10 protein-coding genes are annotated in these 13,788 nt (G+C 55.0%); 3 read left to right on the forward strand and 7 right to left on the reverse strand.

Annotated elements, in window-relative coordinates:
• Positions 1-387 precede the first annotated feature (387 nt).
• From E4O92_RS23855 to E4O92_RS23870, 4 genes are all read right to left on the reverse strand, one after another.
• Positions 388-927, reverse strand: a complete 540-nt coding sequence (locus E4O92_RS23855; protein WP_135192135.1) for a hypothetical protein — start codon at positions 925-927, stop codon at positions 388-390.
• A gap of 186 nt (positions 928-1,113) precedes the next feature.
• Positions 1,114-1,554 (reverse strand): hypothetical protein, encoded by a 441-nt coding sequence (locus E4O92_RS23860; protein WP_135192136.1) that lies wholly within the window; start codon positions 1,552-1,554, stop codon positions 1,114-1,116.
• Positions 1,555-1,699: 145 nt separating this feature from the next.
• Positions 1,700-2,767, reverse strand: coding sequence for a ComEC/Rec2 family competence protein (locus E4O92_RS23865; protein WP_135192137.1), 1,068 nt, complete (start codon positions 2,765-2,767; stop codon positions 1,700-1,702).
• Positions 2,760-5,276, reverse strand: coding sequence for a hypothetical protein (locus E4O92_RS23870; protein ID WP_135192138.1), 2,517 nt, complete (start codon positions 5,274-5,276; stop codon positions 2,760-2,762). The genes E4O92_RS23865 and E4O92_RS23870 overlap by 8 nt, the downstream gene beginning before the upstream one ends.
• Before the next feature lie 762 nt (positions 5,277-6,038).
• Between E4O92_RS23870 and E4O92_RS23880 the strand changes: the two genes are divergently transcribed.
• From E4O92_RS23880 to E4O92_RS23890, 3 genes are all read left to right on the forward strand, one after another.
• A complete protein-coding gene (locus E4O92_RS23880; protein WP_229483717.1) occupies positions 6,039-6,827 on the forward strand; it encodes an AbiJ-NTD4 domain-containing protein in 789 nt (262 codons plus the stop codon).
• Complete coding sequence (locus tag E4O92_RS23885) at positions 6,824-10,132, forward strand: NERD domain-containing protein (RefSeq protein ID WP_135192139.1); 3,309 nt, start codon at positions 6,824-6,826, stop codon at positions 10,130-10,132. Before E4O92_RS23880 ends, E4O92_RS23885 begins: the two co-directional genes overlap by 4 nt.
• A gap of 131 nt (positions 10,133-10,263) precedes the next feature.
• Positions 10,264-11,388: a GIY-YIG nuclease family protein gene (locus tag E4O92_RS23890; RefSeq protein WP_135192140.1), complete on the forward strand. Its 1,125-nt coding sequence runs from the start codon at positions 10,264-10,266 to the stop codon at positions 11,386-11,388.
• Positions 11,389-11,603: 215 nt separating this feature from the next.
• On the opposite strand, the gene E4O92_RS23895 is transcribed toward E4O92_RS23890, so the two are convergent.
• From E4O92_RS23895 to E4O92_RS23905, 3 genes are all read right to left on the reverse strand, one after another.
• Complete coding sequence (locus E4O92_RS23895; RefSeq protein ID WP_135192141.1) at positions 11,604-12,044, reverse strand: hypothetical protein; 441 nt, start codon at positions 12,042-12,044, stop codon at positions 11,604-11,606.
• A 12-nt stretch (positions 12,045-12,056) separates the two neighbouring features.
• Complete coding sequence (locus E4O92_RS23900; protein ID WP_135192142.1) at positions 12,057-12,389, reverse strand: hypothetical protein; 333 nt, start codon at positions 12,387-12,389, stop codon at positions 12,057-12,059.
• A 238-nt stretch (positions 12,390-12,627) separates the two neighbouring features.
• Positions 12,628-13,452: a hypothetical protein gene (locus E4O92_RS23905; protein WP_135192143.1), complete on the reverse strand. Its 825-nt coding sequence runs from the start codon at positions 13,450-13,452 to the stop codon at positions 12,628-12,630.
• Between the last annotated feature and the right edge of the window lie 336 nt (positions 13,453-13,788).

Here is a 13,788-nt window from a genome sequence, read left to right on the forward strand (position 1 = left end):
CAGCGTGTAGTCGCGCTGGGTGCGCTTTCCCTCAACTGCCATCTCGCTCTCCTTGAACAAGGCGAACTCATGACAACCGATTTTAGGACGGGACACTTGCGATAAAAAAGTTTGACAATGCGCGCCTGCTTTCTTCCCCTCGAATAGTTGGCATGACTCAAATGTTGGCGGTTACGCAACAAGAGTTGACAATTGGAAGGATACCCAAGATGGGGCAAGCCAAACAACCTGGGAGATGATGCCGTCCTACGAGCAGTGACAGGCCGGCGCTCGCAGCCCCAATATATTCGTCGGTCTGGGCTAATTTGTACTAGCTCAGACTTGACCGGATAAACGATGTCCGGCGAACGACAGCATCCATAGCGGACCTTCATAGCTTCGGCCAAGCTATGGTTTGACGTTGATTTTAAAGGAATTCATAAAGGCGTTGACGGCCTCCTTCGGCACGCGGCCCCGCCATCCCGCGAACTCGATGGAAAACAGGCGCTGATTTGCCAATACGTACTGCGAAAGCGAAATCAAACCATTTTGATCGCGCATTACGCTCTCGAGGGCCGGAAATCCATTAATTTCAGAACTATGACTCTCCACGATAGTCGAGCTAGTTGCAGTGGCAGCTCCATTCATCGCCCCCTTCAATGCCTCAGCCGAATCCACATGATGGGGCACCAATAGTCCATCATAATAGGTTACGCTATAGAACAGCTGCGCGTCTACGTTGGCATACGAGCAGACGTGCATAACAGCTTTACCGGTTACAACTTCCAGCTTTTGTTCTTTACACTCTGGCTTTTCAGGGAACATCACTTCAAACGCTTTGTCCGGCGGCGAGTATTTCACCGGCTCAGCACTGACAATGGATGCCCATGAAACCAACGCAATTAAAAAGCCGCTTCTCAAAACACCAATTTCAGTGCGAATTCTCATACAAGGCAGGCCATTTTCAAATATTTATAAGCTGCATGACGCCAGATTCTAACAGTGGACAGGTAGTAGATTTCATAGTTGGCGGCGACTTTCACCGGGGCCCCTCTTGGCCCCTTAAACATCGATCACATCATGTTCTATTCTTCCGGTCGTGCGGCAAAGCCGTTCCTGGCCGAACTGGGCCGTTTAAATGCCATACTTATTCTCGACTGCGGCTGCAAGCTCAGCCTGCCCTAGCCCCCCACGCTGCCAAAACGCAAAAAAGTATTCTAAAGATTCCGCAGCCACCGTCAAATCCATGGGATGTAACACGCATATCGCGGTTCTGATTTTCAGAACTTCGGGCTCGTCGGATTGGGCTCGACCCTCAATCGCTTTCCAGAGCCGAGCACGCTCTTCGATGACTTCTTCCTCCGTTGCCGCACCGTTAATGAAACGATTAGCCGTGAAAGCAGCAGACTGGGCAATCGGCGGCAACTGGCTCGTTACCCGACTAAGCGCTTCGATCATGAGCCTTTGAGCTAGGAATTGCTCTGCTGGGTCACTCAAGTCGGCGTGCGTTAAAATTGCATCGAAGAGTTTCTTATTCAGCATTCTCATTAAGTTCTGGCGATTACGTACAGCCATGCCTTGTGCAGCTTCTGGCCGGTAGCGGCCCCACGAAGACCTTAACTCATCTGACAGTATGTGTCAGGTCAAGTCTGCGCTAGTACAGCTAATTGCGCCCGACGAACGCGGCTCCATTGCGCCTTTTTCTACTTCGGTTGCTTCTTCATGGCTCCATTCTCTCGACCAATGGAGCCTCCTCAATAAGCGGGAGAGCGACGCGAACGAAGCACTCTGCAGGGTGCGGGAACGTTGCCGAAAACCGCGGCCAATCGGCCGGCGGCTTTCGCCAGTTGGCCGTGCGTTCGCAGTCATAGTTGAAGATGAGTTCGGGCTGGTTGGTACTGCCGACTAGGCGGGCGATCAAAACATGATCTGGGTGGCCGTGCCCCTTCCCGCTAGTGGATATGAGAAAGCGCTTGCACTGGAGGGTTTTCAGCAGCTTGTCGGTTGTATTGGCCTTGCTGCCATGGTGCGATACCTTTAGCAGATGCACGACCGGTGGCGTGTCCCAGTACGCTTCAATTGCGTCGCCGACAACCGTTGCGAATGCATCGCCTGTCAGAAGCAGACGTTGTTCGTCGAACTCCAGCAGCAGGGCGATGCTGCTACCGTTGGGAATCGATCCGTCCGAGCTACGCGGCGCACTGGCCAGGTCTGCAAATTCCAGCGGCGGCCACTCGTCCTTGCGTCCCAACAAGTCTTTAGGCACCGCCGGGTCGCTGCTTTCGGGGACAACCTTGCCATCCCCCCATTCGACGGCAAGCCTGGTGAGGCGATCCTGGTCGGGCGACAGGATCCATACCTTCAGACCACCAGGCATCTCGAGCGGCTGCTTGTTGCCAACCTTGATTGGCCCGCCGCCAAACCGAAAATTCCAAGGATATACGCCTTCGATCAGCTTGGCGAGTCTATCGCCTTCGGCGCTACCGAGGACATCAGCGGGCGCTATGTGTTGGTAGCCGTTGAACCAGATATCGTTAATGTCGAGCCATTCCGGTTTGGCTTGAAGCAGCTCGATGACACCGTCGATATGGTCGAGATCATAATGAGTTACCACCAGCGCTTCCAGGCATACACGGCCGTTGCGCTTACATCCTTCCAGCACGCCGAGAAGATTGTGCAAGGTGCCTGCCGGCCCGCCGTCAATTAGTATGTGGTGCGGTGATGTATCGCCATAGCTGACCAGCAGCGCATCGCCATGCTCCGCCTGGATCGCTTTCACTTCAAACATCGAGGGTCTCCTCAACTTGTGTCCCTCCCAGTGCATAATCGGCGTCACCGAAAGCGACCAAGACCATTCCAAATACACTGTCTTTTGCCAGCAATTCCCTTCGAATCCGATTGACCAATGACCCGATTGAGACCGCTTCCGTTCCGGCAGCCGCAGCACGCAGCCCTTCAACGAAACTGAGCGTCGCCGCATTTGTGTAGCGACCAAGCACTTCGGTCAGCGCCGCGATCACTGCTCCCGCACCGGCGTCCATCAGCAGCAACGGCAGACTGCTGGTGGGAACCGGCGCCTCGCCCGAATTGCAGCCTATCGCCACCACGAGTGGGCGGCCCTGACCGACGTGGTGCACTTCGATCGCTCCCCTCAAAAGTTCTTCGTTTTGCGCAATCTGTAGCTTTTCACCGTCCACGTGAGGAATCAAAACCAACAGCGCCGGGTTCGACCTGACTGCCTGTTTCCAGGCATCCCATGATGGTTGAGCCGGACCCAGAGTCGCTGCGAGTTGGGCAAGACGGACTGGGGCGAAGCCTGGCGCAAGGTCACTGTCTGCAAAATCGTCGGCACGATTCGATGCCGCAAACGCTGCCCGGCTCAGATCGGAAATACAGTGACGCTCGGCCAGTTGCTTCGGCTCGCTAAGAAATACCGACTTAGGCTTGGTCGGGTCCCACGTCTGCCGCTCGACAACCGTGGTTACGCCAAGAAAATTCATCGGACATAGGCTGGTGGCATTTTCGCGGATCGAGCAGGGGTGCCGGGCCACGCCGGCAGCAAGACAGCCCGCGCGGTCAGGACACAGGCCGGCCTTCGTGTTCTCCGGCATTGGAGCGCAGTACAGATATTCGATCGGAAAGAATGCGTTGGACGGCGTCATCAGTTGCACTCGTTTAAGCTGGGCCGGCCATTCCGGAATGCTGGTTTTGATGGCCTTGAATAGGGTTCGCCCCTTGCTCGCTAGCTTGAACAGAGTGTCGACGATATCCTTGCTGGGAAACTTGACGCTGGTCTGGAGCGTCTCGAGGAAATCCCGACGTGCGTTTACGATATCGTGGCCGTCGAGCACCGTCAGCGAGATGCCACTGGACGACAGAACGGTCGCGCTCGGCTGGCCGCCCAAGCTGTCGTTGACCAGCATGGCCAAGTCGAAGGAGGATTTTTCCAGTTCCAGCGGTGTATTAATGGCTTCGATGAAAAAGCTGATGGCAGAACCTGGCTCGCCTTGCATGCGCGCGGTTTGCAGGATGCGCGCCCCGTCGCTTACGAGGAACCGCAGGTCGATGGATTGGCCTGGAATTACATCGTAGGCGAATTCTGCGACTTCACTGGCGCCAGCCCGCGGCACTTCGATCGGCACCGTTACCGGCCGCTTGCCCAGCTCGGTCATGTGGACTTGCAAGCGCTTACGATCCCCTTCCCAGTGGACCTCATTGTCCGGAAACGCCAGCCGGTCCCGATGCAGGGGCGATTTTGGTTGAATGTTGACGTGCAGGTGCACCGTTCCCGCCAAAGGAAACACGTCCAAACAGTGTCCATCCTGCATGGCGTCTGCGTGCAGCACTCGCACGACCGGCGGTGGACTGTAAACGGCTACCGGCATCAACCGGTCTTCCTGGACCCTTTGCTGGGGTGCGTGCGGGGCTGATTTGAACGCAATAATTGGATCGAAGAAACGGCGGCTGCCCAAGATGAAGCTCGATGTGCTTGCAATGATCTCGCCCTGCACGGCGCTGAGCCGATTGGTCCATAACAGGGCATCGTCGATTGGAATGCCGTTCAGCCACGCGTCGGCGAATGTGGCGAGCCATGCGGGGAGCTCGTCAAGATTGGAGCCGAGGCGTAGGGCACATGCAGCTGACGTGGCCCGCCGAATACCTGCCGCGTGCCTGAGAGCCAAATCAGGATCGTCTTCGAGAACGATCGCCAATTGTACCGTTTGCTGGCGCGAGAGCAATTCGGCCAACGTTCCAATGGCTATCTCGAAACGTGAGCTGTACTCCCAATCCGTATCTGGAGAGGCAGCAGCGAGCAAATCGGCTGCGCGAATATCGGTTCCGTTACGTTCCGTTGCTGACGGGGTGGGAAACTGGCTCGGACCAACACGGCGACGCGTATACGAAGGCCACTCGCAGAAGATGCGTTCAAGCGGCATTACCTTTGCCAAGTCGCTGCGGATGCCATGCATCTGACCTACCGTGCTCCAGTCCCAAACCTCCTTGCCAATCCTGAGGCGCGGCACGTTCAGTCGGCCAAGCACATGGTCGAATGCATCGGCAATCTGGCGAGCACGTGGCGCAGGCAACCATTGGTGCGCTGACAGTACCGCTGCGTCACCGCCCCAATGCAGTATTCCCGAGCGCCGCGTCAACTGCTGCATCGCCGTGTACGTCGTATCCGGCTGGTGCCACCATGTCCAGTCGCTAGAGGCCAGCAGCAAGCCGAGTCCGGCACGTACGCGGGGCGCCAGCTGCCCGTGTTCTTTACCTAGCCAGGCGATGTCATCAGAAAGCATGAAGAAGTGTAGAAAGTGAAGTTGCTTTCCATTATGCAGATAACCGCTACTGTGAAACTAGCAGAAACTCACTTATTGCGGCAGACGTCACATGCGGGTCGAGATGCAAAAAACCCGGGGGAGCGGTCGTCCGGCTCAATGACGTATCGGGTGCGACTCGCCTAAAGCGAAGAAGTCAAAGTGACCGCCGCATCAAATGTTGGAACTACTGGGCTTCACAGTCGCTGTAGGCGAAGTCGCCAAGTAGTCGCGAAGCTGGAATCCCAGCGACGACCCAGCGTCGACGAGCCGGTCGAGGATGTCGAGTGTTGCCCTGCGCAGGTTGACGTCTCGAACCAGGGCCTCTCGATGTTCATGCACTGCTACTTGGCAGATGGTCTCCGCGTGCCACAGACTGTTCCCGTCATCGAACAAGTCAACGGGAGATCTGCCCAGGGCATCGCGTAACTGGGGTAGCGCCGACGGCACTGCGGACACTCTACCGACGCCCGCCATCAGCCGCAGGAGGTTCTCGAGACCTACTCGGCTATCGCCAACGGCGGTGAGGCAGCTGGCGATGAAGTGCGGACGGGATTTGAGGAGCTCTAGGTCGTGCCACGTCTTCGGCCATGGCATCGAACCCAGCAGAAGCTTCGTGAGAGACCAACAGCAGGAGGTCGCGAGCTAATTTCATCCGGGCAAGCTGCCAACCTTGGATTCTGCGGCCTGAAAACATGATGTGAAATATACTAAGGCAATAAGACTACCAGCCTAGAGGGGATAATGAACTCGTTTTCTAGACGACATGGCTATTCACGGCCTGAAGCTGAAATCAGCATCAGGCACGATGCCCCGGCCGACCTCAGGACCGCAATCGTCTCCATTGCCTATCGCAGTGGTTTCGCACCGAGCGACCTTCGCCTTATTCTTTGCGGCATCCTCTATTGCGTGCCGGATAAGAGCAACTGGTCGGAGTACCCGAACATCGACCATGAGGTGGCAAACCTCATTGAAGACCTCGAATGGTTTGAGGTCTACGACTTTATAGAGCATTTAGCCGAAAAGGCTCTCTACAAGCGCACAGAGTTCTCCGAGGAAGTAAACCACTATTTCAGAGTAGCGGGAGTCGGTTGGCAGCTTCTGGACCAGAAGATTCAAATGCGAGGCTCAGAGGCATTTGAAACCGCAGTCCGAGAGGGACAACAGGTCCTTTCCCAGCAGGGCCGCGTGACAGCAGCCTACGAGCTGCATGAGGCCATCCAAGATCTCTCGCGTCGGCCAACACCTGAAATCAGTGGTGCTATCCAGCACGCTATGGCGGCCCTGGAGTGCGTTGTCCGAGATGTCGCTGCAAGCAAGGCGACTCTTGGCCAACTCATCCAGCAAAACCCAACGATATTCCCGCGTCCAGTGGACCAAATCGTAGAAAAGGCTTGGGGTTATACGTCGAATTTCGGACGGCATCTGACCGAAGGGGCACCACCGCAATTCGAAGAGGCCGAGCTAATGGTAGGGATCAGTGGTGTCCTTTGTCGCTATCTGGCGCGAAGAGTCCCTGGCGGTCGGGTATGACTGCGCCTCCCCAGCCAGCATCAAAGGTCCGCCTATACATCGGTGCTCCCGTCGAGCACACATCAGAGCAACTTGTTCTTCAACGAATCTGGGATCAGCTCAACGCCAGGACTGAATGGGCCTACATCTTCGCGAACGTCGCTATCGGTAGTAGGCAAGTTGACCTTGTTGTTGCCACCGCAGAAACAACGCTGCTCATTGAAGCCAAGGATTATCACCTCCCTGTGCAGGGCGAAATTAACGGTCGCTGGGTCCAAGAAGGAGCATTCGGATTTCGCACCGTGACTAACGGATACCAACAAGCACTCGGGGCAAAGAACGCGCTTCGTGACTTCATGCACACGATTGGGTCTGTACACGAGTATCCCAATGCCATGGTCGTTGCCGCATCAGGCATCCCCGGCTCGTCCAAGTTGACCAAAGGCGACTACAAGGTCCGCGTCGGTGACTTGCATGATCTGGGCGGTTTGATGGGTCTTAAGTCGGGGGCTACGTGGGACGCGGGTACATGGGACCAATTTGCCAAATCGCTCAGCCTGCAGCTGGTTCCGGACGTGGCTGCCGCGATACACTTAGATGCGCGTGCCAGTGACGAGCTGCTTGCCAAATATCTCGCCGCTTTCGAAGCCTACTTTGCCCCCTACGCGCAAAGGCTTCTCGATGATGTCTATGACTTCAGGAAAGGAGAGCTGCACACAGACGACGCGACCCACGCAGTTCTTGATTGTCCAAGCGCAGTCCTGATTCAGGGCCCCTCGGGCTGCGGCAAGACGCTTCTTGCGAGATCAGTCGCAGTCGGTGCTGTCGCCCGAGGCTACGTTCCTTTGCTCCTCTCAGCGAATACCTTCAATGGACGGCTCCAAGATGCGCTCAATGCAGAAGCCGCCCTTTTAGACACCTCATCCGCACGAGACATCCTGCGTGCCAGCCGTATCAGATCAAAGCCGCTCATACTGCTGATCGACGGCTTTAATGAATGTCCGCCACGACTTCAAGACTTTTTGCTTCGCAGCGTCCGTGCATTCTCCAGCAGATACCAAGCACGAATAGCCATAACGACGCAAATGATGCCGGGCCGCATCGATCTATTGAGCAGCGAAACCCTAAAAGTCAGACCGCCGTCAATAGCTCTGAAGGAAAGGCTGGCCAACCACAATCTCGTGACAGGTGATGAGAACGTATCTCAACTCCTGAGAACTGCCCGGTCAGGCCTCGAAGCAGTTTTGGTTGGTGTGGCTGGGAGTTTGCTCCCAGCAGGTGCTAGCCGCTTTGCACTGTTTGACGCATTTTCCAGGGTAAAACTTGGAGCGCTCGCAAGCGAAGGTGTGAGTCTTCTATGCGACTTTGCGGGCGCGCTGATCGCCAACGCGTCTTTTGGGCTCTCGGTGAGGCAGTTCGATAGGCTCGTCGCCACCAGAAAGTATGCGCGCGATGTTAGGGATGCCGTCGATCAATCAGGATTGCTGGAACGGCGCGGTGATCGGATGACCTTCATACACGAACTCTTCCTTGAAAGCTTCACCGCTGAATACGCGATTCGCAATACGATGCTAACGGCCGAGTCTTTGCAGGCGGCACTTCAACTGCCGCGCTATGAATCGTCCAAGGCGTTCATAGTCGGCGGTCTGGAAAGCGATACGCTGCTGCATCAGTTCCTCTCGTCTTGCTCCGACCCTGAGGTGCTGCGTGCATGCGCGGACGGCACTTGCGGCAGAGCTGCCCAGGAGTGGGCCACCCAAGGTTTGCGTCACTTCATCACGACGATGACCAGGGAAACAGAAGGGATCGCCTTTGAGATGAGTGACCGCGGCTTTCAAGGCTTCGCGATCCTGCCAGAGACCATCATGATGGGCCCAACAAGTGACACTCTTGTCCCATCGATGTGGCGATTGCTTCTGCAGGGCGAGTTTCTGCCGGAGATGATGACGGCACTTGCATCAATGGATGCCGCAATTGAGCGGAGCGTCGTCGCCCATCGGAATGCCGCACGGGAAAAGCGCGTCTCTGCCAGCAGCGGTATCTTCGCCGAAGCCTATGTGGGTTCGCGAAAGGCCGGCGTTTCGCAAGTCGTAGGTTTCATCCATAGCGGCGGCTTTCCAAGACCCAAAGCTGGCCCTGACTTTCATGACGCGCTGTTCTCTGCCTGGCAGGCTGCGCACACCCATGGTCAGTTTTACTTCCTCATAGGACTTTCAAAGTTTGCGGAAATAGAGTCGCGCATCGCACAGTACTTTGCACCCTTGGTCAAGTCGATGCGCCGCCTCCCATATCACCTCCAATTGGATGTCATCGACTTCTGCCTCTACGTGAACGATGCTCCGGAGCCTTTCCGCTCTCAGATTGTCGAAGGCCTTGAGGAAGCGCTTGACTACATCGGCCCGATCATGAACGGCCTTGTGTTCGAAGCTCTAGGGCGACTAGGCGCGCTGGACGAAGCCGAGCATGAGTACGCGGATACGGTTCAAGCCGAGCTAGTAGAAATAATTTCTAGGGATGACCATGACAACAATGTGAACGCGTGGACCTTTTTTTCACGCCAGTTCGACCATCCCTTTTCATCAGCGTACTGTGAAGCGATCAACGGCATGCCTCTAGAGGTGAAGTTGGGCCTGCTGAAGAAAGCTTCACTTGGAGCCGAGCCTCCGTACATATCATTCGTTGGAATTTTGCTGAGAGAACTTGGAGACGCAGGCGATGTTTCCGCGGTACCCGGAATTATGCCTTGGACTTTACTACCGGATAAGAAGCATTTCATGCCGCAGGATGCAGTTGAAGTCTTTTGGGAAGCTCACAAAGCACTTGGGAAAGTGCTGGCGAATTTGCCAGCGAATCGCAGCGAGGGACTGACAGAAGTAGATCGCGCGATGCAAGCGTGCGCAGACCTGTACTACTGGGTTTCGCGGCCGGATGTGACTGACGCTCCAAACTCGCCGCTCACCTTACCGGCCAGGAATACACTCCTAAAGCAATGTACGCTTTCGGCAGCAGGTGCACTCGCGCTGACGTCTTCTATGATTCTCTCCAATAGTGGCACTAGGCCGTCGTTAGCGCAGGCTTACCCCGATTTGGCAATAGCTATCAGCCGCGGCGCACTGCGCCAACCAGACGCCCAGCTCAGCTATTACGAAGAGACATGCCTTGGCGGCAAGGATAGCATCTGCAGCTTTTGTCTCCTAGTTCTCGGAAGCTTTGGAGAATCGACCGATCTTGCCCTCGTCCGTAGTTTCCACGACCACCCATCTGTAGGTAAAGCCGCTCTATCAGCCATACGCGCGCTGGAATCCCGGACGTTGTACGCATCATGAAGTCTGACCTTAGGGCGATCTCAGACTGCCACTGGACTGCGGCTTATGCTCCAACCCAATCCTGACGACGCAAATCGTCCGAGCGCACACGAGACTTGCGCCAATGCTTAGCTGCCAACCGAGGGCCTAGAATGAAGTTTAAGTACGTCAATCCGAAAGCCGTAGAAGAGGTCATAGGCAAGCATGCGCCCATTAACCCATACCAACTATCTTGGCTGATTGATGAGGCGCTGAACAATACTAATCAGGGCTACATCCAGACGACGTCCCGAAGGCGTCACCGCAGTACACCTCAAGTCTCCGACGCACTGACCGGTGTGGTTGATCGCATGCTGGCTGACAATATTCATCGCGCTGGTCGCCCCGCGTGGAGCTTGTTCGGGGGACTCGATTTCGATCTCGTCCTACAGTATCGAAAGCTGCCTGGCGATGATCAACCCACACTATTGACGCGCGTTGCGCCGTATTTCGACCAACCTCAGTACAAACGTCCAGACGGCCAGCGACGGGTAGTCCTCCACATCGACTTCCATGTCATCGACGGAACGGACTGGTCAATTTCCTTCCCTGTGCAGATTGTGATGAAGGGGTACCCGAAGATTGCTGATGCCCATGTGGGATACAGCCACAGCATCACGTTGGTCAATGACGATGGCTCGCTTGGAACGCAGCACTTTTACATCGGCATTAGCAAACGAAACTGGTTAGAGCGTATGGGGGAGCACTTCCGCGAAATCCGAAACGGCAGCAACAAGACTTTCCATGCGGCTTGGCGTCAGTATGTCGGCACTAAAAAGGCACGGCTGCATTCCGAGCTTATTGTGACCAACCACACCTTCAAGCAAATCATGGATTGGGAGGAAGACCAAGTTGATCTGCAAAAGAAGCAAGGCAACTCGCTCAACATGATCCCAGGTGGCTTCAAAGGACTGAAATTCCTCCATGAGCACCGTCTGCTCGCAAGCGTAAATGCAACCCTTGAAGAACGTGAAGCAGCCATCGCCCTGCATGAGGTCATCAACCCACGTGCCGGCATTCCAAACCTTCTCATCAGCGCGCTTTGGAAGGACCCTGACTACGCTGCACTTGTCATCTGCGGGGCAGAGGGCCGACTTTCCCAAGACCAAGTCAGAGAAATTCGCGCACTTGCGGCGCAAGGTATTGCGCATAAGGACATCATGACTAGCGTCGGTGCTCGAAACATCCTTCAGGTACGCCGTGTAGCGGAAGGTCTCACCTACGCACGAATCAAGTAGGCTCTGCTGCTAGGACGTTCTTCTCTGCATGTCTCCGCCTGGTCGGACGCGGCGCCCAAATGAACGTTTTCGGATTAAGACCTGTAAAAGCGCGAAAAGCGCGACCGGCATCTTACCATGCTTTCCTCGCTGGTCCGGCACCGTGCAAACCCTCTCAATGGCTCGGCCCGCTCGTGGCGAGCAGCGGGTGCCGCTGAGCCTTTTTCGCGCGGCTTTCACGTAGCCGGTTTTATTTGCAGCTCTAGCATGACCGCCTCATACCCGTCATACGGATAGGATTTCCAAGTGCTAGGTGTATTGAAGCCAGGTGTATAAGAGACGTCTGCAAATTCGGCGTGCCAACCGTGCCCTCGCTGGAACACCCATCCTGCAAGACCGGTACCCTCAAACTGGTCGTAGGTAATATCGATGATGTAGTCGCCTACCTCATACCATGCGTGGGACTGGCCAGGTTTCAGCTTTGGATGTTTGTTACCCTCGACGTACTGGCCATCGTACCCGGCCTGTTCCTTCAAAACTCGTCCGACTATTTCGGCAGCGTTGCCACAGGTGGCGGTTGGAAAACCTGCAAACATCGAATCAGATTGGTCTGCGAGTGTAGCCAAACCTACACGGCACTTCTCAGCGAGCGCATCAAGCACATGAAGCTTAGTCATAATTTACCGAGACTACTGGCCGAAGCCGGTCTTGCGGTAAAAATGTTCGGAGATGTGCGTGTACTGGTCCTTGACTGTACCGCCTTCGGTGACGGCTAACTCGGAGGCGTGGCGCACAAAAAGCTGCTCGATGAGCTTGTGCGTGTGAATTCGAGATTGGGCACCGTTTGCTCGTTCGTACAAGAGGATTTCACCGTCCGGATATTTGGGATCTGCTTCGATAATTGCTGCGGTGTTCAGGTCGATCACGGCCTTACGCGGCTCTTCGATAAGAGTCTGCAATCGGTCCATGCCTTGGAGATTCCCTAGGAAGTCGATTACCCGTTCTGCGATGGTGGTTGTCATGGTTATCTTTCACATTATGGACGAACGAAAAAGTATTTTCCCAACGAAATCCATCAGATGCTGCCCTCTACATTGCCCCGCACAGTATTTTTCCAAATCCTTCTAGTGTCCTAGAACGTAGGCCTGAGGTGAAATGTTGTGCTCTGCGCGTAGCCTAACGCTCAGGAGCCACGCCGCATCTCCAACCAAGCCCAGCTGACGTTGTGCCTCCTCTGCAACATCGACAATAATGTGCAGGTCACTCGTCAAGAAGCTGATAATTTAGGTTTTCTATAATATCGCGAAGTGTCGCAGGGTCGGCTCGAAAACGGCGATTCAGCAACACCAAGAAATAGTTTCCATAATCTTCTCTATCAAGGCCTCTCAGATAAAAATGCCTGAACGGAGGCCTGCCGCACATCTCGGCCTCCTCTGCGGACCATTCGGTAACCAATTCCGCTCGCACTAACATCGCAAAGTGGGGCTCAAGCGTTACGACCGGAACTTGTAGCCGTATCGATAATTCATTAGGGTCGACGAATAACGAAAGGTCCCGCGGCACAGCGCAGATCAGCGCATTAACGTATAAACTTCTCGTCAGAGGGGGCAGAGTCGCGATCCGCACCAGCAATTTATTTGCTTCTGAGAATGAAGTATCGTCCCATCCTGCGGTGTCGAGATTTAGGAAGTTTTTGGGCAACTCGTAAGATTGATTGGAAGTGACATCGACGAAATACTCCTGCATTTCCGGCGGCTGCATAAACGAGCGGGCCTCATGAGCACTTTTCATCTCCTGCATTTTCGCTACGGTGTAAACATCCGTATCGTTGGTAACGGTATGATGAGTGCCACACAGCAAAATCAAATTTTCGAAAGCACGACGTTCCTCGTTAGTCTGGTTCGGATTAAATCGTTCTCCATCCTTGTTTGCTGCCTCTATATGGCACATCTCCGCGACTAACTGCCCGGCCTGATTGATAACAGGATGGGGGCACCCGGGAAACGCGCATCGATTACCTGAGAGAGCAAATAATCTGCGCCGCACATTCGCGACCGGATGCAGACGTTTTACGATTTCATTCAAGGAATACTCCTATCTGTACAGGAAGGCAATTCTACATTAGACGAGCGAAGAAGATCTCATTCGCCATCAGTCGGAAGCGGCAGAGAGTCTGCTTTAACAACAGGGGCGTTACCGCATAGGCAATCGGTACCAGGGCAAATCCGTGCCCAACATACGGGAGTGTCCCGCCTTGCCGGGTTTGCCGTCTTCCAAAGAGACCGTAACTGGTTCGGCACCTGCAAGCATGGACTGCGCAAGCAGTGCAGATAATTCAAGGTCTTCAGCAGATGAACGTAGGCAGGCGTCAATACAACGCCTGCCTGACGACGTGAAGTGAAGGAAAAATCATCGTTGTCA

The organism is Massilia horti (assembly GCF_004614195.1).
Taxonomy (GTDB): Bacteria; Pseudomonadota; Gammaproteobacteria; order Burkholderiales; family Burkholderiaceae_D; genus Telluria; species Telluria horti.

Bases quoted from the DNA above. Each gene is read 5' to 3' on its own strand.
- E4O92_RS23865 (WP_135192137.1), bottom strand. From the start codon at position 2,767: ATGTTTGAAGTGAAAGCGATCCAGGCGGAGCATGGCGATGCGCTGCTG.
- E4O92_RS23860 (WP_135192136.1), bottom strand. From the start codon at position 1,554: ATGGCTGTACGTAATCGCCAGAACTTAATGAGAATGCTGAATAAGAAA.
- E4O92_RS23870 (WP_135192138.1), bottom strand. From the start codon at position 5,276: ATGCTTTCTGATGACATCGCCTGGCTAGGTAAAGAACACGGGCAGCTG.
- E4O92_RS23880 (WP_229483717.1), top strand. From the start codon at position 6,039: ATGAACTCGTTTTCTAGACGACATGGCTATTCACGGCCTGAAGCTGAA.
- E4O92_RS23900 (WP_135192142.1), bottom strand. From the start codon at position 12,389: ATGACAACCACCATCGCAGAACGGGTAATCGACTTCCTAGGGAATCTC.
- E4O92_RS23885 (WP_135192139.1), top strand. From the start codon at position 6,824: ATGACTGCGCCTCCCCAGCCAGCATCAAAGGTCCGCCTATACATCGGT.
- E4O92_RS23895 (WP_135192141.1), bottom strand. From the start codon at position 12,044: ATGACTAAGCTTCATGTGCTTGATGCGCTCGCTGAGAAGTGCCGTGTA.
- E4O92_RS23855 (WP_135192135.1), bottom strand. From the start codon at position 927: ATGAGAATTCGCACTGAAATTGGTGTTTTGAGAAGCGGCTTTTTAATT.
- E4O92_RS23890 (WP_135192140.1), top strand. From the start codon at position 10,264: ATGAAGTTTAAGTACGTCAATCCGAAAGCCGTAGAAGAGGTCATAGGC.